This window comes from Pseudoalteromonas sp. 0802, assembly GCF_013350085.1.
In the GTDB taxonomy this organism is placed as follows: domain Bacteria; phylum Pseudomonadota; class Gammaproteobacteria; order Enterobacterales; family Alteromonadaceae; genus Pseudoalteromonas.
In genome coordinates, this window is the sequence record NZ_JABVXE010000002.1 from 162,443 (window position 1) to 186,834 (window position 24,392).

19 protein-coding genes are annotated in these 24,392 nt (G+C 40.5%); 7 read left to right on the forward strand and 12 right to left on the reverse strand.

Features of this window, described 5'->3' with window-relative positions:
* Window position 1 precedes the first annotated feature (1 nt).
* Complete coding sequence (locus HUS61_RS05520) at window positions 2-232, reverse strand: TIGR02647 family protein (protein ID WP_054563059.1); 231 nt, start codon at window positions 230-232, stop codon at window positions 2-4.
* 77 nt (window positions 233-309) lie between these two features.
* Between HUS61_RS05520 and HUS61_RS05525 the strand changes: the two genes are divergently transcribed.
* Window positions 310-609 (forward strand): DUF1496 domain-containing protein, encoded by a 300-nt coding sequence (locus HUS61_RS05525; protein ID WP_175081446.1) that lies wholly within the window; start codon window positions 310-312, stop codon window positions 607-609.
* Window positions 610-665: 56 nt separating this feature from the next.
* Entirely contained in the window at window positions 666-932 is a 267-nt protein-coding gene (locus HUS61_RS05530; protein WP_175081447.1) for a VF530 family DNA-binding protein, read from the forward strand.
* Window positions 933-936: 4 nt separating this feature from the next.
* Here HUS61_RS05530 and HUS61_RS05535 read toward each other — a convergent pair whose 3' ends face one another.
* Window positions 937-2,559, reverse strand: coding sequence for a diacylglycerol kinase family protein (locus HUS61_RS05535; RefSeq protein ID WP_175081448.1), 1,623 nt, complete (start codon window positions 2,557-2,559; stop codon window positions 937-939).
* A 304-nt stretch (window positions 2,560-2,863) separates the two neighbouring features.
* Here HUS61_RS05535 and HUS61_RS05540 point away from each other — a divergent pair, with 304 nt between their 5' ends.
* Together HUS61_RS05540 and HUS61_RS05545 are read left to right on the forward strand one after the other, a co-directional pair.
* Entirely contained in the window at window positions 2,864-3,553 is a 690-nt protein-coding gene (locus HUS61_RS05540) for an anti-sigma factor domain-containing protein (protein WP_175081449.1), read from the forward strand.
* Between the two features lie 179 nt (window positions 3,554-3,732).
* Window positions 3,733-4,830, forward strand: coding sequence for a HupE/UreJ family protein (locus tag HUS61_RS05545; RefSeq protein ID WP_175081450.1), 1,098 nt, complete (start codon window positions 3,733-3,735; stop codon window positions 4,828-4,830).
* Window positions 4,831-4,838: 8 nt separating this feature from the next.
* Here HUS61_RS05545 and HUS61_RS05550 read toward each other — a convergent pair whose 3' ends face one another.
* From HUS61_RS05550 to HUS61_RS05580, 7 genes are all read right to left on the reverse strand, one after another.
* The gene (locus HUS61_RS05550; protein ID WP_058584303.1) at window positions 4,839-5,456 is read right to left on the reverse strand and encodes a TetR/AcrR family transcriptional regulator; all 618 of its coding nucleotides are present in this window, start codon (window positions 5,454-5,456) and stop codon (window positions 4,839-4,841) included.
* 128 nt (window positions 5,457-5,584) lie between these two features.
* A complete protein-coding gene (locus tag HUS61_RS05555; protein WP_175081451.1) occupies window positions 5,585-6,988 on the reverse strand; it encodes an efflux transporter outer membrane subunit in 1,404 nt (467 codons plus the stop codon).
* Window positions 6,988-10,119 (reverse strand): efflux RND transporter permease subunit, encoded by a 3,132-nt coding sequence (locus HUS61_RS05560; protein ID WP_054563051.1) that lies wholly within the window; start codon window positions 10,117-10,119, stop codon window positions 6,988-6,990. The genes HUS61_RS05555 and HUS61_RS05560 overlap by 1 nt, the downstream gene beginning before the upstream one ends.
* 12 nt (window positions 10,120-10,131) lie before the next feature.
* Entirely contained in the window at window positions 10,132-11,295 is a 1,164-nt protein-coding gene (locus HUS61_RS05565) for an efflux RND transporter periplasmic adaptor subunit (protein WP_063529955.1), read from the reverse strand.
* Between the two features lie 213 nt (window positions 11,296-11,508).
* Window positions 11,509-12,597 (reverse strand): 6-phosphofructokinase, encoded by a 1,089-nt coding sequence (locus HUS61_RS05570; RefSeq protein ID WP_175081452.1) that lies wholly within the window; start codon window positions 12,595-12,597, stop codon window positions 11,509-11,511.
* A 71-nt stretch (window positions 12,598-12,668) separates the two neighbouring features.
* Window positions 12,669-13,082 carry a hypothetical protein gene (locus HUS61_RS05575; RefSeq protein WP_175081453.1) on the reverse strand — a complete coding sequence of 138 codons (414 nt, stop codon included), beginning with the start codon at window positions 13,080-13,082 and terminating at the stop codon, window positions 12,669-12,671.
* A gap of 87 nt (window positions 13,083-13,169) precedes the next feature.
* On the reverse strand, window positions 13,170-14,864 hold the full coding sequence (locus HUS61_RS05580) for a cyanophycinase (protein ID WP_175081454.1): 1,695 nt from the start codon (window positions 14,862-14,864) through the stop codon (window positions 13,170-13,172).
* A 342-nt stretch (window positions 14,865-15,206) separates the two neighbouring features.
* Here HUS61_RS05580 and HUS61_RS05585 point away from each other — a divergent pair, with 342 nt between their 5' ends.
* The 3 genes from HUS61_RS05585 to iadA all read left to right on the forward strand — a co-directional run bounded on the left by HUS61_RS05585 (window position 15,207) and on the right by iadA (window position 20,864).
* On the forward strand, window positions 15,207-18,134 hold the full coding sequence (locus HUS61_RS05585; protein WP_175081455.1) for a TonB-dependent receptor domain-containing protein: 2,928 nt from the start codon (window positions 15,207-15,209) through the stop codon (window positions 18,132-18,134).
* 142 nt (window positions 18,135-18,276) lie between these two features.
* Window positions 18,277-19,686, forward strand: a complete 1,410-nt coding sequence (gene yfcC, locus HUS61_RS05590; protein ID WP_175081456.1) for a putative basic amino acid antiporter YfcC — start codon at window positions 18,277-18,279, stop codon at window positions 19,684-19,686.
* Window positions 19,687-19,697: 11 nt separating this feature from the next.
* Window positions 19,698-20,864 (forward strand): beta-aspartyl-peptidase, encoded by a 1,167-nt coding sequence (gene iadA / locus HUS61_RS05595; RefSeq protein ID WP_175081457.1) that lies wholly within the window; start codon window positions 19,698-19,700, stop codon window positions 20,862-20,864.
* Between the two features lie 16 nt (window positions 20,865-20,880).
* On the opposite strand, the gene HUS61_RS05600 is transcribed toward iadA, so the two are convergent.
* From HUS61_RS05600 to HUS61_RS05610, 3 genes are all read right to left on the reverse strand, one after another.
* A complete protein-coding gene (locus HUS61_RS05600; protein ID WP_175081458.1) occupies window positions 20,881-22,167 on the reverse strand; it encodes a hemolysin family protein in 1,287 nt (428 codons plus the stop codon).
* Between the two features lie 139 nt (window positions 22,168-22,306).
* Entirely contained in the window at window positions 22,307-22,999 is a 693-nt protein-coding gene (locus HUS61_RS05605; protein WP_175081459.1) for an ABC transporter substrate-binding protein, read from the reverse strand.
* 124 nt (window positions 23,000-23,123) lie between these two features.
* Window positions 23,124-24,233, reverse strand: coding sequence for an arginase family protein (locus tag HUS61_RS05610; protein ID WP_062565515.1), 1,110 nt, complete (start codon window positions 24,231-24,233; stop codon window positions 23,124-23,126).
* Window positions 24,234-24,392: the final 159 nt, after the last annotated feature.

The window sequence follows — 24,392 nt, forward strand, 5'->3', positions numbered from 1 at the left end:
TTTATCTAAGCGCTGAGTTAATCACACTCACATGGTTAATTAAATCGAGTCCTAAGTCGGTTAAGTAGCCACCATCAGGACTATCTGTAATACCTTTATCATAAAGACGTTTTGCTGCATCTTTAATTGAGCTTTCGGCATCGGAATGAATTTTAATTCCCTGCATTTGGGAGTTGCGAGGAAATTTTGCAAGCAGGGTTAGTTCGTCGATCATATTTTTATCAAATTGCATGTGTTCACCTTTTTATTATTTATTCCTTGTCATAAGCTTAGTGTAGTTATACAGATCTGCCCAACGGGAGGCGTATTTTGTTAAAGAAAATTTTACTGTTAAGTACTTTGTTTACTTTAGGGTTTCTAAACCAAGCGCTAGCAAAGGAAAAACCACTAATCGTGCTTGATGGTCAAGAGGCATTAAACAATCAAAAAGTGTGTTGGTATGAAAATAAACGCTATACCGAAGGTGCCTATATTGCCGTTGGCGATATTAGGTTAATTTGCACTGCTAAACAGCCTAATTTTTCCAACAGTGATTTGGCTTGGCTCAGACTAAGTGCTAATGGCGAGATTATTTACCCTAAACAAGCGAAAACGATTCACGTCAATTAGCTTAAAACGCACAGATAGGGTACTATTGTGCGGTTGCAAATAACCTAAGATTTATCATGGACAATCAACCAAATAATCCGTTACATGGCGTTAAACTAGCCGACATCGTTACTAAACTTGAAGCAAAACTTGGTTGGGAAGGTATGGCAGCGCACGTAGATGTACGCTGCTTTCAGAATGACCCAAGTGTAAAGTCGAGTCTTAAATTTTTACGAAAGACCCCTTGGGCACGAGAAAAAGTAGAGCAGTTATATATTGATACCTTTATCAATAATGACCTAGCTGATGATGGCACTTTCCAATGGAAAAGCATCAAAAAGTAACCACTTAATCTTCAGCTGCTACTATCACCGAAAGCGATTTCGGTGATATCTCTACCTCTAGTTTATCTGCGGTTTTCACCTCACCATCAATAACATAGCTCAACCCTTTTTCTGCGCTTACTGTTACTCGTTTAGCATTTGTGTGATGACTGTTAATGGCAAAACTAGTTTGCGTAATGCTCGAGAACACTAACTCCGCAATACTTAAAGTACTCGCTTTAGAATCGGCACTAGGTGTTAGCCAATTTACATCGAGTAAACCATCTTGATGATCTGGCTGCCCTGCAGATTGAGCAAGTAAAGTAGTAAATGGCGCTGCGTTAGCGATGATTAAACTGGTGGTATTGATTGTTTGCTCATCGTTATTATCAAGAGTAACAACGTAGTCTTGAGCTTCATGCTCACCTAATGCTTGCCAAAATCCTTGTAAATACGCTAATTGCCCAGACTCATTTTTAGCATCACGATGGGCTTTTTCAATCATCTTTTGTTCAAAACCAATCCCTGCTAGTAATAACATACGCTCGCCATTACATACAGCGGTATCTATCCGACTCGCCTGCCCTTCAATTATTAGCTCACACGCCTGCTCTACCGGAATAAGCTTCGATTGTATACCCATCAACACATGAGCGAGGGCATTGGCAGTACCTAAAGGAATAATACCCAGTTTACAGTCTGTATTAACAAGTACACTTGCCACCTCTGTTACTGTGCCATCGCCACCACAGGCGATGACTACATCAGGGTTCAATTCAAGTGCTTCTTTGGCTAACTCAGTACCATTTACCTGTTCTGACGTGGTGTAAACAGTTAAATCGTAATACTCAGACAAACGAGATGTAATTTGTTTACGTTTAGCTTCCCACAGTTTTGTTCCAGAAACAGGATTAGCAATGAGCACAGCTTTATTTTTGATTAGTAAGTCACCTCTACGATGGCGACGCACAAGATGTCGCAGCTGGCGCTTGTTTAAATTTGCAGTTTCTCGTGTCTCTTTAATTTGTGCGAGTACTTGGTGCACATCGGCATCTTTGTTTTGGCTAAGTAAGTAAGCTGCCATCACAAATACTGAACGGCCACGCCCTAAAGCGCAATGAACTACAACACGTCTATCTGCTTTTACTTGATGGTCAATCCAATTAATCGCTTGGTGTAGTTGCGCGCGTGTTGGCACGCTATGATCAAGAACAGGAATATTTAAATAACGAATATTCTCTTGCGTAGAAGACCATTCAAGGCCATCAAACTCGCAAGTTACATCTAAAATAGCTGTAATACCCATTTCTTTCATGGTGTCTATATCTGAAGGAAATAAACGACAGGCTAAAAATAAATGCTCATTAATTTGTTGTAATGGTGGCACTTTGTCGTGTTTTCTCGACCAAGCATTGTAAAGTTGTGCACCCAATAAAAATGGAATAAAAGCCCAACGAATATAGATAGGAATAACGCCATTTTCACGTTTTCTAAAAATACGTGCAATATTAAAAAAATATGCGCCACTAACCAAAAGTAACGACAAAGCCGTCCAATAAAAAAACAGCGCAAAGTAAACAGTTTCAACTCGAATAGCCGCAATTATAAATACAATCGCTAAAGCTAAGTAACTAAATGCTGCCCACATAATCACTCCTTGTTATTCTAATTGCATACTACGTTGCAAGTTTCACTCCAGTAAAAGCCGTTAAATTACCCCTACTGGCTATTTAAAATCAGTAACTTAGCATTTATAAAAAAGCTTACCATTTTAGTTTAGGACATTTTTTCATAATTTTATGAATAACTTACAATAATTTACATAGAACCAATTGTATAGATTTGCCAAGTACTCTTTCCCTGCTAGTCTAAGTTAAAAGCCATGCCTAATAATCACAGGTTTTTAGTAGAGCTTTCATTAAAAATTTAAATCAACCCGAGCCTAATTCGTTATGAAATACGATGACCAAACGCTACTTAATTTACTTGCAGCAGAATATGTTTTAGGCACTTTACATGGCCATGCCCGAGATAGATTTAGCCGCTTAATGCGCACCTCTCCTCGAGCCCGATACGCAACCTCATTATGGCAAAGACATATAAAAAACCTAGAAAACGCGATTGAATCTAACCCACCGGATCAGCAAGTATGGGATAAAATAACAAAACGGATTGACCCACTTTTATTACCAACACAGAAGAAAGCAAAAGACCCTAACTATGGAATTTTTAAGGCTTGGGCTGCTATTGCAACCGCGGTCTGTATTGTGTTGATATTAATTACTTGGCAACCGCAAGAGTCGTTTAGTGATAAAATCAATCACTCGGTAACGTTTTATGACTCAGCAAATAATCCAGTTTGGAATTTAGAAATAAGCGATCACAGTATTTTACTTAAAGCTGCTAGCGGCATGAGTTTACAAACTGATTATGATTACCAGTTGTGGATCCGTTTAAAAGACTACCCAAGCGCCATCCCTATTGCTTTATTACCAAAAACAGATAGCAAAGAAATTGCCCGAAACGCAATATTTAAACCACAAGATATCACTTTACTTGCGATAAGCCGTGAGCCAATTGGCGGCTCACAATCAGGTAGCCCAAGTGAAATTATTTATACAGCCTTACTCGATGCGAACTAATCATACACAGACTAGAAACAATATATAAATACGAGCAAAGCCTGTATTTCTAAGATAGATGACCTAGTCGATAAACCTTTGTACTTGCTATATTGACAGCCTCTTTTTATATCCGCTTTAAAAAATAGGCGGTAATTCGAGTATTAGACTCGTCTCCTTGTATTATCTTAGGAATAAAAATGAAAAAGTCGTTGTTGGTTACGCTATTTCTATTAATTTTTAGCTCTATCTGTCACGCCCACCAGCAAAGCACCGCTTATCTTAATTTAGAACAACAAACGAGTAATAAGCTATCACTAACCGGCTCTTGGCAAGCCTCGGTGAATGATCTCGATAAAGCGCTCAACTTCGATAAAAATCAGGATAATGTAATTACATGGCATGAAATTACATCACAGCAGCAAGCAGTATTAGACTATCTAAATAGCCATTTTAATGTGTTACAACAAAATCAAAGCTGCAAGGTCACGGTTGATGGTGCACTTAGTATAGATAACCACTTTAATCAGTCGTATATCCATGTGCCACTACAAGTTGATTGTCCATCTGATAGTTCTATAACAGTTAATTACACAGCCCTATTTGATATAGATGAGCATCATCAAGCAATTGCCGCCATTGCTAAATCAAGCCGCGTATTTGAACAAAATACGCCAAAACAAGTTATCAACTTTAAAGAGCAAAGCTTCACCACAACGTTTATTGAATATGTACATCAAGGCATATTACATATTTGGATGGGCACAGATCACATCTCGTTCTTAATTGCCCTATTGCTGGGCGGTGTGTTAGTTCGTAAGCAAGGCGAGTGGCAACGTGTCGAGTCTAAAAAACAAATTCTAATTGATACAGCGTGGATAATCACCGCTTTTACAATTGCTCACTCAATTACCCTCACAGCGACTGCTATGAATATCATATCGCCAAACACACGATGGGTAGAATTAGGTATCGCGCTTTCAGTATTATTTGCTGCAATAAATAATATCTGGCCAATGATTGTGCGCTTAGGCTGGATCACATTCTGTTTTGGTCTATTACACGGTATGGGGTTTGCGAGTGTTTTAGGTGAGCTTGGTTTATCAAATGAATACCAGCTAATGAGTATTTTAGCCTTTAATTTAGGGGTTGAGATTGGTCAACTGGTTATTTTAGCAATCTGTTTACCACTGCTAATGCTACTTAGAAATAACACTTGGTACAAAAAAGCTATTATGCCAGCAGGCTCAGTGGTAATTGCAATTATGGCAATCCAATGGTCTATAGAGCGCTTTTAATAAGTGCTTTATTCAAATGGTAACAATAAGGTTTTCATTGTTGGACGTAGCGCTTTAAGTAACTCATGAATATCTAAATCTGGGTTGAGCATTTTACGCAGTAACAGGCCACCCATTACTGAAAACATCACTTCAATACGGGCATTCACTTCTTCAAGTGCTGTGCCTTGTAATGGCCCTCTTTCACCCACTAATAATTCACGCATAGAATCACGAGCGTGGCTATCTGACTCTCTTAATAAGTTAGCCACTTTTTCGTTACGAGCAGCTTCGGCGAGCATTTCTAAATCAAGCGCACCTTGATTCAAATCGGTATGGCGCTCAACGCCTCTGCCTAGACCATCTAGTAATACAGTGACACGATCGCCGGGTTTATCAGCAAACTCTTTAAAGATTGAGAACATTTCTTCCATATCACGCTCAACAATCGATTCTATAATCGCTTCTTTACTGGCGAAGTAATTGTAAATGTGGCCAGCACTCATACCCGCGGTTTTAGAAATTTCGGCCATTCCCGCGCCATGATAACCCTTACGTCGAAAACAATCCGCTGCGGCACAAAGCACTTGATTACGTCTTGCCTCAGCAAGCGCAGGGTCATTGTGTCTTTTCGTTTTTTGCGTCATGGTTTCTCCAAGCTTTACTGACTAGGGTTAACTTTAATTTAAACAAGGTTTACAGGATCTTAATCTTTGAGGAGAGTCAAAACAACTAAGAACCTGCAAAACCTTAAATAAATTATGCTTTTGCTGATTTATTGCACAGATTTTTGTGCATTCCAGCCGCCACCCAGCGCTTTATACAAATTAATTTGGCTCGCCAGATACGCTTGCTTACCCAAAATTAACTGTTGTCCTGCACTGTACCAATTTCGTTGTGCATCCAATACTTGCAAGTAGCTGTCGGCACCCTTTTGAAAACGCGCATCCGATAAAGTAAAAGATAGCTCATTACTTTGATACAAGTCATTCAGGGCATCTAGCTGTTGCATATAACCTTCACGGTCAGCAAGGGCATCAGATACTTCTTTAAATGCCTGTTGAATGGTTTGCTCGTAACTGGTTATAGCCATTTCTTGTTGAGCTTTTGCAACATCGAGATTAGCTTGATTACGACCCATGTTAAAAATAGGCAAGTTTACCGAAGGCACAAAGCTCCAAGTCCCAGAACCTGAATCAAAAAGATTACTCAAGTCAGCTGAAGCTGTCCCCGCATTCGTTGTTAAACTGATGCTTGGATAAAATGCCGCTTTTGCCACACCAATGTTTGCATTGGCAGCCAATAAATCATGCTCTGCAGCTTTGATATCAGGTCGCTGAGTCAATAGCTCAGACGGTAACCCTACTGGCACATCAGGCAAACTAAGTACATCATCTATACTTTCACTTGGTAATAAATCTGCAGTGACGGTTTTACCTACTAGAAAATCGAGGGCATTTTTATCACGCTTTAGTAAACGCTGATAGTTTGCAATATCGACTTTAGCGGTTGCTACTGTGCTTTCAAGTTGCGATAGCGTTAACTGAGAAGCAGCACCTAGAGCAAATGTCTTACGAGTTAGCTCTAAAGACTCCTGCTGAGACTTCAAAGTCTCGTTTGCAAGTGCCAAAAGCTCTTTATCCGTCGCATAGTTAAGCCATGCATTCACTAATTCGGAGATCAAACTAATGCGTACACTGGTTAAACTGTATTCAGCCGAATATAGGTTTTGTAATGCTTGCTCTGATTGGTTGCGTACTTTGCCCCAAAGATCAATTTCGTAAGCGGTTAAGCCTACAGTTGCTGTATAGTTTTCAGAGATAGTTGCTTGACCAGTACCAGATAAATCTGCCGGAAGACGCTGACGCGTACCCGATGCATTCAAATCAATGCTTGGGTAAAGCGCTGAATCTTCAATCTGATACATTGCTCTAACCTGCTGCACATTCAGTGCAGCAGTTTTTATGTCTTTGTTGTTTTCCAGCGTTAGCGCAATCAACTGTTGAAGTTGCGCATTACTGAAAAATGACTGCCAATTGAGCGCATTTATATCACCCGCTGTACCTTGGATATCATAGTTTTGAGCAACGGGTAATTCACGTTGCTCCATATCTGGCGCCATATTACAGGCAGATAACATAAGTGCAGCAACAGACACTGAGATAAGTTTAGCTTTCATTATGCCTGCTCCTCATTAGTTGATTTTGTTTTGCCTGGGAATACTCGGCGCACCAGTACAAAGAACAGCGGCACAAAAATTACCACAATTGTCGATGACGCAAGAGTACCGCCAATAACAGCAATACCTAGTGCGTTTTGTGCACCTGAGCCTGCACTTGATGCAATTGCCAATGGTAGTACACCACACACAAATGCCATTGATGTCATAAAGATTGGACGTAAACGTAGACGAATAGCTGCTACCGCGGCATCGACAAGTTTCATACCTTCATCCATTTTATGAATAGCAAACTCTACAATTAAGATGGCATTTTTTGATGCCAGACCTATGGTGGTTAAGAGACCCACTTGGAGATAAATATCGTTTGATAAATTAAATACAAATGACGCAATCGACGCACCAAATACACCAAGCGGTACAATAAGCATAACTGCTGCAGGAACTGACCAGCTCTCATATAACGCCGCTAAACATAGGAATACAACCAACAATGAAAGTGCATAAAGTAATGGCGCTTGACCACCACTTAAACGTTCTTCATATGAAATACCTGTCCATTCGAACGATACACCCGGTGGTAACTTCTTAACCATTTTCTCAACTTCAGCCATCGCTTGACCAGTACTGTAGCCCGGAGCAGCAGCACCTTGGATTTCCATCGCTGAAAAGCCGTTATAACGCTCAAGACGAGGTGAGCCATATGTCCAATAAGAGTGAGCAAAGGCTGTAAATGGCACCATGTCACCATTGGCGTTACGTACATACCACTCATCTAAGTCTTCTGGCACCATGCGTGATTCAGGCGTACCTTGTAAGTACACTTTTTTCACACGACCACGGTCAATAAAGTCATTTACATAGCTACTACCCCAAGCCGTTGATAACGTATTATTGATATCTGCTTGAGTAAGACCTAATGCTTCGGCTTTCGCTAAATCAATATCAAGCTCTAGCTCAGGTTTATCTTCTTGACCATTCGGGCGCACACCTGATAACACCGGGTTTTGTGCAGCCATACCTAAAAACATGTTACGTGCTTCAAGTAGTTTTTCGTGACCTAGACCAACCCTATCTTGTAAGAACAAGGTGAAACCGTTTGCAGTACCAAGCTCAACAACCGCAGGAGGTGGGAAAGCAAATACGAACGCTTCTTTAATCGTTGAGAAGTATCCCATGGCTTTACCCGCAACCGCACCGACGGTTAGATCAGGACGCTGACGTTCATCCCAGTGTTTTAAACCCACAAAGCCGATTGCCGCGTTTTGACCAGAACCTGCAAAGCTGAAACCTGTTACCGTAAAGATAGACTTAACCGCTTCTGATTGTTCTTCTAAGAAGTGATGTTCCATCTTTTCAACAACTTTTAAAGTTTGCTCTGTTGTTGCACCGGCAGGTAAGCTTACTTGGTTAAACAAAATACCTTGGTCTTCATCTGGTAAGAATGCCGATGGTAATTGTGAGAAAATAAACACCATGCCACCCACGATTAAACCGTAAATAAGTAAATAGCGTTTACTGTGCTTGATCATGCGAGACACAAAACCTTGTGTACCCGAGTTCGTTCTGTCAAAACCACGGTTAAAGCCAAGGAAGAAACGACCAAATAAAGATTTATCGTTATGTACATGACTTGGTTTAAGCATTGTCGCACACAAAGCAGGTGTTAAAATCAATGCAACAAGTACTGATAAACTCATCGCAGTTACCAAGGTAATTGAGAACTGACGATAAATAACCCCTGTTGAGCCAGGGAAGAACGCCATAGGCACGAATACTGCCGACAGCACCATCGCAATACCAACAAGGGCACCTTTGATTTCATCCATTGATTTACGTGTTGCCTCAAGAGGAGATAAGTTCTCTTCGGTCATTACACGTTCAACGTTTTCAACCACGACGATTGCATCATCTACAAGTAGACCAATGGCAAGTACCATCGCAAACATGGTTAAGGTATTAATTGAGAAGCCAAACACTTGCAAGATAGCAAACGTACCTAGCAATACAACAGGTACTGCAATAGTCGGAATAAGTGTTGCTCTGAAGTTCTGTAAGAATAAGTACATGACCAAGAACACCAGCACAACAGCTTCGATTAGAGTGCTGACAACTTTTTCAATCGAAAGTGAGACGAATGGCGTCGTATCGTAAGGAACAACCGTTGTTAAACCTTCAGGGAAGAAAGGCTCAAGTTCAGCAAGGGCCGCTTTTACGCCATCAGCTGTATCAAGTGCATTAGCACCACTGGCAAGCTTAACACCTAAACCTGATGCCGGTTTGCCGTTAAAACGCGCAACAACACCGTAGTTTTCACCACCTAATTCAACATCAGCAACATCACTTAAACGAACAACTGAACCATCAGCATTGGTTTTTACAAAGATATTTCTAAATTGCTCAGGTGTTTGTAAGCGGCTTTGTGCAGTTACCGTTGCATTTAATTGTTGGCCACTTACTGCTGGCAACGCACCTAATTGACCTGCTGAAACTTGTGCATTTTGAGCACTGATTGCAGCACTAATATCAGCAGGAGTTAATGAGTACTTCAGTAATTTAGCTGGGTCTAACCAAATACGCATTGCATATTGAGACCCAAACAGCTGCACTTCACCGACACCGTTAACACGAGAAATAATATCAAGCACGTTTGATGAAACATAATCACCGATATCGATGTTGTTCATACTGCCGTCTTCAGATACAAAGCCTACAACCATTAAGAAGTTACGAGCCGATTTTGCAACCGAGACACCTTGACGTTGTACTTCTTCTGGTAATAACGGTGTTGCAAGCGACAATTTGTTTTGTACTTGAACCTGTGCGATATCCGGGTCTGTATCTGCACTAAAGGTTAAGGTTAACGTCGCTGAGCCGTTAGACTCTGAGGTTGACGACATGTAGAGCAAGCCATCTAGCCCTTTCATTTTTTGTTCAATAACCTGTGTAACCGTATCTTCTAGAGTACGGGCCGACGCACCAGGGTATGTGGCTTGAATACTAATTGCAGGTGGTGCAATTGATGGATACTGCGCAACCGGCAAACTTCTAATTGCTAAGATACCTGCCAGCATCACAACGATAGCAAGCACCCATGCAAATATGGGCCGATCAATAAAAAATCGTGACATTAAGTTTCTCCGTTACTGGCTGTTAGCTGCTGATTCTGCAGGCATTGCATTGACTGGTGCACCTGGGCGGATTTTCTGTAAACCTTCAACAATTAACTTATCGCCATTGTTTAGGCCGTCTGTCACTAACCAATTTGAGCCAACAGTACGATCAGTTTTAAGCACACGTGCTTCTACGGTATTGTCTTTGCTTACAACCATGGCAGTAGGCTCACCTTTTGTGTTTCTGCTTACGCCACGTTGCGGTGCTAAAATCGCATCACTTTTCACACCTTCAACAATCACTGCACGAACATACATACCTGGCAGCAGTAATTTTTCAGGGTTAGGAAATTCAGCACGTAAGGTTACTGAGCCTGTGCTTGGATCAACAGTCACTTCAGAGAATTGCAATGTACCTTTATGTTGATAAGTACTGCCGTCTTCCATCTTTAATTCAACTTTTGAATGCAAAGCGGCATCTTTATCAAGATCACCTGCAGCAATGGCTTTTTTCAAACGTGTTAGTTCACTGCTTGACTGGGTTAAATCAACATAGATTGGGTCTAATTGAGTAATGGTTGCTAATGCAGTTGCTTGATTTGCACTCACAAGGGCACCGGCAGTGACATCTGATTTACCAATTTGGCCACTAATTGGCGCTAACACTTTGCTGTAGTTTAAATTGATTTCAGCGGTTTTAAGCTGCGCTTGAGCTGTCAGTAAGTCAGCTTTTGCACCTTTGTATGCTGCATCAGCTTCGTCGTAATCTTGTTGGCTTACTGCTTTGATGCTCAATAGCTCTTTATAGCGTTCTGCTTTTGCCTTGGCATTTGCAATACTTGCTTGAGCTTTAGTAATAGCGGCTTTACTAGTTGCTACTTCAGCTTCAAATGTAGATGGGTCAATCTGATATAAAGCTTGGCCTTTTTCAACCTCAGCACCTTCAACAAACATACGAGACTGAATAATACCGTTAACCTGCGGACGAATTTGCGCAATACGTGAAGCAGCCACACGACCTGGCAATTCTTTAGTTAGTGTAAGTGGTTTACTTTGCATCTCAATAACGCCAACAGGAACAGCTTGAGCTGCCTGCGTTTGCCCTTGAGCCGATTCTGATTGGCCGCAGCCTGATAATAAAACAGCACCAGCCAAAGCTGACACTGCAAAAAATGGAATGCGAGAGCGCTGCATGTGTAGTTCCTTAGTTTAGAGTGAACGATCATTCTAAACTAAAAAAGGCACAGATCAACCATCTTTAAAGAACTTTACATTAAATAAAATGCTTGCTTTAAAGCATGAATTTTGTGCAATAAATAAATTGCTAATTGAATTATTACGAACGTAACTGAGAAAGTTGTTTTAAAACTATTAGTTATGCGAATTGAAGTTATATCAATTCGCAGATTATTCGCCTAAACACATGCCCATTGCGCGGGCACTTGTTATTAAAGAATGTTCTAGAGGGATGACGCGATATTCAGAAGTAGCTTCTTTTAAACTGATTGGTTTAATTTCACCGTCTTTACTGACAGGAATAAAACCAAACTGACCTTGCTTTACTAGCTCGAATGCTTGCACCCCAAACTCTGCCGCAAGCACCCTATCAAACGCATTAGGTGTGCCTCCACGTTGAATATGCCCTAATACGGTTACTCTTACATCAAGATCAAGCGCCACACGTATTTGTGAAGCAAGCTGCTCAGCAATGCCACCAAGCACTGGGTTTTCGTAACCAAGTTCATTTGATTGTTTACTAACAACACCACCAGCAACAGGTTTTGCTCCTTCTGAAATGACAATGTTGGCAAATCCATGGCCTTTATCAAATCGTGATGTTAGTTTGGCTTTAATAGCTTCAATATCGTAAGGAATCTCTGGAATAAGTGCGACTTCTGCGCCAGCTGCAATAGCAGAGTGCAAACAAATCCAACCGGCATCGCGCCCCATTACTTCAGTCACAATCACTCGGTTATGACTTTGCGCTGTTGGTATTAAACGATCAATGGCTTCGGTGGCGGTATCGACAGCAGTCTGAAAACCAATTGTGTAATCAGTGCCATATAAGTCATTATCAATAGTTTTTGGCACGCCTACGATATTTAAGCCATGTTCAAATAAGTGCTGAGATACCCTATGTGAACCATCACCACCAATATTTATAACGGCATCAAAACCAAGTTGTTTAATAATACTGATTAACTCATCAGAGCGGTCTATAAACACTTGTTCACCCGCTATTTCAGCAGGAAATGCGGTAGGATTCCCTTTATTAACAGTTTCGAGAATTGTTCCACCACGAACATGAATACCCGCCACTACTTCACTGGTTAAGTGTATAATATCATTTGGCTTTTCAAGCACACCACAATATGCTCTTCGGCTACCATACACCTGCCAATTGCCATCATGTTCGGCTGCTTTAACCACCGCTCTGATCACCCCATTGAGCCCAGGGCAATCACCCCCACTTGTTAATAGCAGTAATTTTTTCATTGTGTTACCAACTTCGTTCACTGATTAATTACAGATTAGCTTATATGTTGAAGTTTCGCGTATGACTTACATCAACTAAAACTTGGTTTTTTATGCGTAGAAAAAAGCGCAACAAATAGCACTAGTAATACATACTTAGGCAAACTAGTCAGTAAAGTGTTGTTATCAATATTTGCAGAAAAGGTGTTAACAGCAAAATATAAATGGAGCGCTAAAAATGGTGTCAGCAATATAAAGTATGAATACGCTTTATCTTTAAGGTACAGGGACTTACTAATGAGTAAAAATACTAAGAGTAACGCTAATAAAGGAAGACCTAAAGTAACGATATCAACCATTGATAAAGCAAAGTTAGGTGACACGTCATAAAGGGTTGAAAGTACTTCGGTTGGAATCGCAATAGCCGAGCCATAACCTATGACTGGTATAGATAAATAGGCAAATAAACAGCCAAAAATAAATAAAAGTAGTACGTTATATTTCATAACCCCATTCCATGGTTTGTTCATTATTAGTCTTACGCTAACTAATAATGAACAAATAATCCACTACTTTTTCAGTACCTTACATCGTTAAAATGTCTTAACTTTAAAAGCTAAGTTTTCTACCGCACAGCCTGTACTACTGGTGTTTACACGGTAATAATGAGTATTGTCAGTGGCATTTAAGTCCAATAAAAACTCATCGTGCTGAGCGACTGCTTGTTGTTCTTGAGTTAAACACATAGCTTGTACAAGCGAACGTAATTTAGCATCTGAAAAAATAGTGCCAAAACGCTGCATTGGCAGTGGCGGAATTTTAATACTAGGGAGTGCATTATCAACAGTTCGTTTAGCTAGAGTAAAACCATCCTTTGTTACATCAATAACTGCACCAGCAGGCCAATAACTGATTGCTCCGTTGTTTTTAGCGTCAGATTTAACATGCACGACACCGCTTTTACCAATCACCGTCATTAGTGCGGTTTCACCAGCTCGAATTGATACAAGGGCGGTGGTCTCATCAATGCCAAAGCCATGCTGTTGCCCGGTATCTGCTAGTAATCTTGCCAAACGCATTGTTCTGTTGCGCTCGCTAAAGTGTGTATCAAGAACACCATAAGTAAAGCTGCCAAGCCCACCTTGTTTTTCATAGGTAAGACTATCAGCCGAAATCTTATCACCGCATTCATTTTCACAGCGCTCACTCGGCGCAGACACCGCAAACGAGCCTTCTCTCATTGCCGCTAAACTTGTACCATTTGAAATCATCGGCACTGTGCCGTAGGCATTTTTACCACCACTTTGCACCGCTGTACCTGCGCTTGTGCCAACAAGTAATGGTCTTTGTAAAATTGCGTGAGTCCAAGGATATTGCTTACCGTTATCATCAAACAGTACTTTTCTGGTTAAACTCTGATCGCCACCGTTAAACATAATCCCCGTGGCATTTACAATTAGCTCAACTAAATGATCGACCCCTTTATCACAAAGCGCTTTTTCGGCCTTAATTCGATCAGGGTAAATTGTCTCACGATTAAAAACGCCGATAGAGTCAGTGCGTAAAGAATCCAAACTCTCACATTGCTTACTGGTAATCGCTTTTGCTAAGGCGGGGGTTAGAGGTAACCAGCTTGATTCTACACCCTTAAAGTCTAATAGCCCTTCATAAAAGTCAGCTGATTCATATGGGTCTCTGCTTGAAGCCGTTACCGCTAAAATTGTTGGTGATTCTGTGGTTGTTTTTAATGAAGCAGCAACAAAGTCTAAAATATCATTGGCTGCACGTTCGTTATTATCACTTGTACTAACCTGCTCTTTTTGGCGGGTAGAATCTGTATTTAATACAGCGACTTCAAGTGAGTCTATGACAAAGTTGTATTCTGAATCAGTGAGTTTGTTTAGTAACTTGTTATCTAAATCACGCCATGCCCATAAAATATCACTTTTGGTGATCACGCCTGACTTTTCACGTGCAATCTGTGCTAATACCTTAAGCGTTTGCTGACGATTTTTTTTATTCTTTGTTGGCCAATTTGTCTTTATTGCAGATAAAGCATCATTATTTAATCGATATTGATTAGTTTGTTTACCACTAATCTGTTTATTAGAAAGACAGTTTTTAGGGCTCATACTTGAGCAGGTGGTCAAAGATCCGCCGACTAAGACCAACGTTTGCTGTTGATCATTTGCATAGACTTTGCTGCCAAATGATGCGAAAAATAAACCAAATACCAAAGAAAAAGCTGAAGTTTGATATTTAGTCTTTTGCTCCTTAAGGATGTTCATATTGTTACACTCTTGTAAAAAAATATTAGAAAATTGCTTGCGCAGCTTTTTGTTGCTTGCTATAAAAAAAAGGAACATTTAAAAACGCGAGTAAGCTAGCACTGTATAGCTAGCTTTGTCAAAAGACCTTACGGATTGGAATTATGTTGAAAAACGCATTATCGCTTTGCACATATTTCTACTCACCACACTACCTTTCGGAGTGGTTTGACGAGTAGCCACACCTCACTTCCTGTGAGGGGCTAGTTGTGTCTATAACCCACTGCCCTGTCTAAAAATTATAACAATTATTCAAAACGTCACGGTTTTGCCGTGTGTTTTTTAAGACAAAGGTAAATCAATATGTTTCGTCAGTTATCAATTGCTGTAGCAATCAGTGCTGTGCTGTGCCCAGTACAAACTGTGTATGCTCAAAACGACCAACAATCAGAAAAAATTGAACGAGTAGAAGTAACAGGATCACGAATTAAAGGGGTTGATTTAGAAGGAACCATACCGCTTACAGTGCTTGACCAAGATGCTATCAAGCGCTCAGGAGCGAACACTATTCATGAATTATTAAAAGATTTATCCGTTTTTAAAGGCGGATCCGGTACCTTTTCAACATCAGAAAGTGGTGGTACATCAACCTCAACGCCAGCGGGTCAATCCGCTGCAAGCTTAAGAGGTATGGGCCCCTCAGCCACATTAACACTCATTAATGGCCGCCGTGTTGCACCTAGCTCGTTCGCAGCAGGCACTGAAAACTTTGTTGATGTGAACTCAATTCCACTTGCTGCAATCGAGCGCATTGATATTTTAGCCACTGGCGCATCAGCAATTTATGGTGCTGATGCTGTCGCTGGTGTTATTAACTATATTCTCAAAGATGACTATCAAGGAGCCGAAGTAAACACTTCTTACACCAATAGTTTTGACAGTCATGACGAAGCTAAGAAGCAACTTAACTTAGTCTACGGAACCAATATCGGTGAAAGTAACTTAACGATATTTGCTGATATATACGACCGCAATGCCTTTAAAGCGACAGACAGAAGATATACCGCAACTCCTAATTTAGTGAATGGTTACTCATATTTACCGAAACTTGAGAACTCACCAAACATTTATTACTTCAGTAGCCGAGATGGCAATGAACTACCAGCGCCAAACTGTAAAACCGAGCTTGTCACGACTGAGTATGGTGAGCAAATTTGTGCTTACTATGCTAATCAAGATGATTACCTAGAAACCCCATTTGAAAGCCTTTCAACTGGCTTTATGTTTAACAGCAGCTTAGGTGATTTAGATTGGCATACCGATTTCTTCTATAGCCAAACTAAATCAAAAGCCTATTCATCACCTGCACCAATCAATCAAATAAACGACGATGATGGTCCTTATATCATAGAAGATGCGCTATTCATTTATGATAACGCTGATGGCAGTAACGACCTTATGGACCAGCTTTATATTGATCCATTTACCACTCAAGCAGGACGAGAAGTGTATGGCTTTGCATTTGATGCACGTTTTAATTCACCGCGTACAGTTGAAGTTGAAACTAAAAACTTTCGCTTAGTCAGCAGCCTAGCTGGTTACATTGGGGACTGGAGTTGGGAGTCAGGTGTAACATTTTCTCGTTCTAAGTCAGAGCAAGAAGCGATTGATGGAATTTACAACCGCTACCAATTTCATGCTGCAATCACTGGTGAATTATGCTCTGACGGATCATTAGCTACATACGATGGAACACAGCTCAATTGTGCGCTAGGTCAGTTAATGCCATTCTACAACCCTTTTTTACAGTGTGATGCTAATAATGATGCGGTGCTTGAACTTGCAAAAGCAAACCCAAGTAGAAGTGGTGAAAGTACAGTTTACGGATGGGATTTAAACTTTAATGGCGACTTATTTACATTTAATGAGTTACCCATTTATGCTGCATTTGGTATTGAGGCTCGCCGAGAAGAGTTAAAAGATATTCCGTCTTTAGACTCTCAAGCGCGTGCTGAAAATGGTTATTTAGTTGATGTTTTTGGTTTTGGCTCGAGCTTATCAGAAGCAGACCGTACGCAATACGCTGCATTTGTAGAGTTGAATATGCCAGTTACTGAGCAGCTAGAACTGCAAGTTGCTGGTCGTTACGATCATTACGATGACTTTGGTGGAACGTTTAACCCTAAAGTGGGTTTAAGCTACCGCCCTTCAGATTCTCTAATTATTAGGAGCTCTTGGTCAACGTCGTTTAGAGCACCTTCATTAACTCAAGCTGGCGTAAAATTACGTACCACACAATCAAGCTTTGATTGCGGCGCAAATCAGGCAGTTGCAGACTTATACTGTATGGGTGATGGTACAGAAGTCAGTGTTAACAGCCTTGAACTTGGGAATCAAGCACTCAAAGCCGAGGAATCTGAAGCGCTCAGCATTGGCTTTGCATGGAGTCCATCTGTAAATATCAATCTAACTGTCGATTATTGGCATTTTGATCATGAACAGGTCATCGATACCAATATGACTGCCGTGCTAGATAGAGCAATTACGGATGCTTCTCTTCGTCACTGTGGCTTAGTACCACAAGGGCAACAAGGTATTTCGTACGAGCAACAGCTGTGTGAAGTAACCGATAATGCTGGCCTTAATATCGAAAGTGATGGCGCTAATCTTTCAGAGATCCTAACAAACTACATTAGTGAGTTTAATCCGCGCGAAGATGAGCTATTCCTGCCACTTTTTAGAGACCATGTTATTCCACTGGAAAATACTGGCACACAAACCTTAGCGGGAATTGACTTTAAGTTCGATCATCGTTTTCTTTTTGCAAAAGGTAATTTAACACTCGCTTTCGATGGTACACACTATTTAGAGTTTGAGCGAAACAAACCTGGTTCAGATACAATCGAAAAGTTAATCGGCACTTATCGCTACCCTGAAAATGTAGGCAGATTCTCTATCGATTGGGATGCCGAGAGTTATTACATAAATCTAGGTGCCAATTATACCAGTAGCTATGAGGATGATATTGAAGGGCTTCGTGGCCGTGAAATAGACGAGCTAGCAGTACTTGGCGAGCTTAATGATGAGTTAAAACGCGATGTTGATGACTGGCTAGTATGGGATTTATCAGCCGGATATTTTATCAATGATTCATTATCAATCCGTGCTCGTATCGATAATATCTTCGATAAAGAACCGCCTAAACTATATGGTTCAAGCCGAGGTTTTGATTCTATAAACCATAATGCTTATGGCAGTCGCTATACGTTAAGTTTGAGCTATCGCTTTTAGCAAGGTATGGGCGGCTTAATAGTCGCCCACACTTTTGAGCTTACGTTATCTTAAACTAACGACTCTCAGTATTAATCTTTGTTAGCAAGGGCTACAATACCTTGCTTATCTTATAAACGTCGAAAGACCTTTAAGTGACTTTATGAAAAACAAACAGTTTGCGATGCCAGATGCGAGCATCATTTTGTTGTGCGTCGCAGTTATCGCCTATTTTGCCTGCCTATTTATAACCCCCGGTGTGTTTAATGCCGAAAAAGATAGCCGTAGCGTTGAACTATCACAATATCAAACAGCCTCAGATCATACCCCGCCAGCATTTTTTGCAGAAGGTGGTGAAATTGGCCTAGCTAATGTGTTATTTGAAGGGTTAGTGTCAGGTGATAAGTATGGCGCAGCGATTGGTGTAATGGCGTTTATTTTAATCACTGGCGGTGCGTTTGGGATTATCTTAAAAACCGGTGCAATCAATAACGGCATAATGGCACTGATCAACAAAACACAACATATTGAGTGGGTATTCATTCCTCTCTTGTTCGTGCTTTTCTCTTTAGGGGGTGCTGTTTTCGGCATGGGTGAAGAAGCCATCGCCTTTTGTATTGTGTTATTCCCGATTATGAAACAACTTGGTTATGACGCAAAAGTAACGGTATTAACAACCTATGTTGCTACACAAATTGGCTTTGCTACCTCATGGATGAATCCATTTAGCATTGCCATAGCTCAATCAATTGCTGAAATTCCCGTTTTTTCTGGCGCAGGGTTCAGAATGGTTGCTTGGCTTGTTTTTACTTCATTTGGCCTTGTATTCACCATTCGCTATGCCAATTCTATCAGAGCAACTAAACAACAATCTAACCAACACAAAGACAGTGCAATAAATTTAGATAACGCAGATAAACTAATCTTACTTACTTTTATTGCTGGCATTGTTTGGGTTATTTGGGGCGTGATGGCTCGGCAGTATTATATTCCTGAATTAGCAGCGCAATTCTTTTGCCTAGGTATTGCTTGCGCTGTAATAGCCAGCCTATTCAAAAAACAAACTGCCAATGAAAGCGCAAACGCATTTAAAGAAGGTGCCCAAGAGCTCTTACCTGCAGCGCTTTTGGTTGCTTTGGCAAAAGGCGTTATTTTAATACTTGGCGGTAGCGATTTAACGTCGCCTTCAACCCTTAATACCTTGCTGTATTATAGTGCCACCAGCATCTCAGTTGTGCCCGATTATATTGCTGCTTGGGGCATGCTATTATTTCAAAGTGTATTTAACTTCTTTGTTTCGTCAGGTTCAGGACAAGCAGCCATAACAATGCCGCTAATGTCGCCGCTCGGTGATTTGTTAAATATCTCACGTCAAATTGTGGTGTTGGCATTTCAGTTGGGTGATGGTTTAACGAATATTTTTATTCCTACTTCTGCTAGTCTCATTGGCTGTTTAGGTATTGTTAAATTAGATTGGAGTGAATGGGCACGTTTTATTTGGCGCTTCACTTTGGCTTTGTTTGGCCTTGCCAGTGGTTTTATTTTTCTCGCACACTTTATTAACTATCAGTAAAAGATTTAATTATGTTAACACTTATAAAAGGCGCAGACGTTTTCGCCCCCTCACCTTTAGGCATTCAAGATGTTCTTATTGCTGGCACAAAAATAGTTGATATACAGCCTGAAATAACTATCGATACCTATCAGGGGATTACCACGGTCGATGGCACTCATTGTATTTTGGCCCCGGGGTTTGTAGATTCACTCGTTCATATAACTGGCGGAGGCGGCGAAGCTGGCTTTGCAAGTAGAACACCAGAAATGAACCTGACTGATGCAACACTGCATGGTACAACAACCGTTATTGCAGCTCTTGGCACTGACTCAAGTAGCCGAACTCATAGTAATTTAATTGCTAAAGCAAAAGAGCTGAAAGAGCTTGGGCTCAACGTTTTTTGTCATTCGGGATCATATCATTTACCTGCGAAAACACTGACAGGCTCAATCACCAGCGACTTAATGTACATAGATGAGTTTATTGGCGTGGGAGAAGTTGCTATATCGGATCATCGTAGCAGCCAACCCACTGTGCAACAGCTGGCAGAGCTTGCCGCTGAGGCAAAAGTGGCTGGCATGTTAAGTGGTAAAAAAGGCACTGTCAGCATTCATGTTGGCCCTGTTGACACACATTTATCGTTATTACATGAGGTTGATAAGCTAACCGATATTTCACTGGCACAATTTTACCCAACTCACATGAATCGTAATATCGACTTACTTAATGCTGGGGTTGATTTTTGTAAAGCCGGTGGCACTATCGATTTTACTACAAGTACAACCGAGTATGACCTTGCTCATGGTGAATACTCTGCCGCACACGCACTAGCTTACTGCCTAGAGAATAAAGTCGACCCAACAAAACTAACCATGAGCTCAGATGGCCATGCAAGCCTTCCTATTTTTGACAAAAGCTTTAACCTGCTTGGCCTTGAAGTAGGTAAAGAGTCCACATTGCATAGCTCGTTTGTAGAAGCAGTGCAAAAATACAATGTTTCGATTGAACACGCTTTAATGGCTGTTACATCAAACCCTGCGCAGATACTGGGTATAAATAAAGGTGTAATTAAGCAAAATGCAGATGCCGACCTTGTGTTACTTAATAAAACAACGCTTGCGCCAACAGAATGCTGGTCAAAGGGTGTTCATATGGTAAGCAAAAGCAAAGCACTTGTTAAAAGCACCTTTGAATAAGGCCGCAATCGGCGGCCTAAACAGTATCCGAAATTCGAGTAACAAGTAGTTGCTCGACTTTCACCCCTTCAACATCAACAACCTCAAACTTATAGCCAGCATAGTTTATAAACTCGGCGCGTTTAGGCAGGCGTTTCATGGTGTAGATCAAAAACCCTGCGACTGTTTCGTAATGAGACTGTTCAGGGAACTCTTCAATTTCAAGTACCTTAGCAAGCTCAACCACAGGTGTTAAACCATCGACCAGCCAAGATGAATTATCACGTTGAATAATTAACTCTTCACCCTGGTGGCTAATTAAGTCGCCCATAAATCCTTTCATTAAATCTTTAACAGTAACAATACCTACCATTAGCGCGTACTCATTAACCACTACGGCAAACGGCTCTGCCGCTTTTTTAAAAGTATTTAGCGCCTCGGAAAGACTCAATGTTTCTGGCAAATAAAAAATATCTTGGCTTATTAATTCATTATCGATTTCGGCAGTTTGCCCTTTTAGCACCTTGCGTAGGATATCTTTTGATTCAACCGAGCCAATTAATTTATCTAAACTACCATCACAGACTAAAAAGTGATTATGAGGGTGCTCAATAATTTTGGTTGCAACTTCTTGAGCATCGGCTTTTACATCAAAAAACACAATTTGATCGCGAGGAGTCATCACACTCGATAAAAAACGTGCTTCTAAATCAAATACATTGCCAATTAGCTCATATTCTTGTTGCTGTAAGCTGCCGTATTCTGCCCCTGCATCCATCATCGCAACGATGTCTTCTGTGGTGACAATATCTTCTCGTTCAGCGGGTACTTTAAACGCGCGTAAAACCAAATTAGTTATACCATTAAAGAAAACAACAAAAGGAGTGAGCGCAAAAGTCACCCAGCGCATAATGGACACCACGTTTACCGCAACCGCCTCTGGCATAATCATGGCTAACCGTTTAGGTAATAAGTCAGCAAATAAAATAAACAAAGAGGTAATACTCAAAAACGAAATTAAAAAGCTGATTTGACTCAATAACGGGCCTTGATAAATCATGCCTAAGATTTGTTCTATGTAAGGAGATAATGCTTGCTCACCAACAATACCACCTAGAATGGCAATTGCGTTGAGGGCAATTTGTATCATGGCAAAAAATGCCCCAGGTTGCTCTTGCAAGCTAAGCACTGCTTGGGCTTTTTTGTTGCCTTCGTCCACCATCACTCGTAATTTGATCTTACGAGATGCCGCAATCGCAATTTCGCTCATTGCAAACAATGCACTGATCAAAATTAAAATCATGATAATGAGTAAATCACTCATTGTAGCTCCTAATAATTAAGCGCATTCAGAGTGTTGAATGCAAACAACTTTTTGCTCGTTTAGGCTACATAGAGTTTGGCGAGAATGGACAAAAAGCAGCTGATTATAGCCACTTTGTAGTAATCAACAAGTGCTATTTTTAATCGTTTGCAGCAAAGCCTTTATTTAATTTTTCAAGAGTCACAGGATTGATATTTTTATTGCAGGCAAAGTATAACTGAGGTGTGCCAACGGGCAGTTTAAATATCGGTTTTAAATCTTCAAGGGTGCTGTCGTTATCGCGCTCATATTTAAATTGCTCATCACTAAGGATAACTAAATCTATACTTGAGCGTCTGCTTTTCAGTACATCGTAAATGTTGTCAAAACTATCAAGTAAGATCAGCTGATTACGCTCATCAAAGCCGTTTTCTTTTAGGTAAATGTGTGAATAGTTATTTTTTAATACTGCAATTCGGTATTTCTTAGCTTCATCTATGTTAGCTATAGTTACTTCCTCAGATTTAAACGAATAAAATGACGCCGAAAAGCCACCAATTTTCGCTACCCAAGTGAACTTATCTTCGCGTGCCGGAAGCCTTGCCATAGAAAAGATGCAGGTATTGCTATCACGCAATGCAGCGTTATATGAAATTGACCAAGAATTTACTGACAGCTTATAATCTACGTCACTTTTTTCTAAACCTGATTTAACTTTATCAACCACAGTGCCAGTTAATACGCCATTTTCATCTAGGTATTGAAAATTAGGAAAGTTTTCAGTCACCACAGTGATCGCTGCAAAACAAGGTTGCAGAAAAAGCAGCAATGACAGGGTTAAAATTGTGCGCATGATGAGCGATACCAAATAAATTATAATTATTTTTTATAATAATATAGCTCGAAGTTGCAGATATTGAAATATTATTTAGTAAAAAGGAATGAGCGGAAACAGGGTGTTTCCGCTCTAGAGTCAATTACTTATTCATTGCATTAATCAAAAACGCTGAGATTTTAGCGCCTTCTCTTAGCGTTGTTTCAGAACTTGTCTGACCGATTAATGAGCTGTCTGTGAATGGTGCAATTTCCATCATGTCAGCACCAGTAATTGGGAACTCGTCAGCCAATGCAACTAGAATGTCTAATGCATGCTGAGGTGTTAAACCACCGGCTTCTGGTGTTCCTGTCGCTGAAGCAAAGCTTTCATCAAGTGCATCAATATCAAAGCTCACGTAAAGCTCATCAACATTATCTGCTTTAAGCTGTGCAATTACTTCTTCAGCAACTGCTTTAGCGCCACGTTCAATGATTTCATGTGCCCAATGTTGTTTAACACCAAACGTGTCTTCCCAATGTTGCTTAGGCTTACCACTAGAGCGGATACCAAATTGAATTAAGTTGCGTGGAGCTGGTAAGTACTCAAGAATATGTGTACACCATGAACCAAAGCATAAATCGATACCTAAACGTTCTACTAATAAGTCTGTATGAGCATCAAAATGAATGATTGCAGTGCGTTTACCCGCATCACGCTTTGCTTTTAAGTAAGCTTTTGTCAGCGGGTAGCTAATTGAATGGTCACCACCGATACCAAAAATCCCCTTATCTGGGTAATTGGCATAAAAGCCGTCACAGACATCTTCAGTGATAGACAAAGGCGATACATGATATTCGCTGTTTTCATCAGCATATAACGCTTTTTGACAGTTTGTAATGGTTGCATCGTTAAGGTATTTATCATGAAGTAAATGTGGGATCACACGAACATCACCTAAATCAAAGGCGCGCGCTTGTGGTTGTTGATCAATCAAGGTAGAGCGTAAAAATAATGGACCCCAGTTAGCACCACGTAAAATACCACCGCCACAGTCAGAGCTAATACCTAAAATTACTGCTTTGTGTTCAGACTCTGCCAGTGTTTCAAGTGACTCTTTCCAAAGCACATCAACATTATCTGTTTGGCCGTATAATTTAGTACGCAGCGCATCTTTACGTTCTTTTGCTGTATTAACTGTAAATACGCCATCGCCAGGAGGACAAAGACACTGACTTAGTTTTTCGTGGAAGGCTTTTTGTGTGTTACTCATCTCTACTCCGCTGATCTTTATCTGCATATTCATGCGTAATTAAAAAAGTTACGCAATTAAGTTTGTGTATAGTCTGGATTTTTGAGAGTCAACAATCACTTGCTCAACCAAACCTATAACTCACTGATATTAAATGGTTATAATTTTAATGCAGATGAA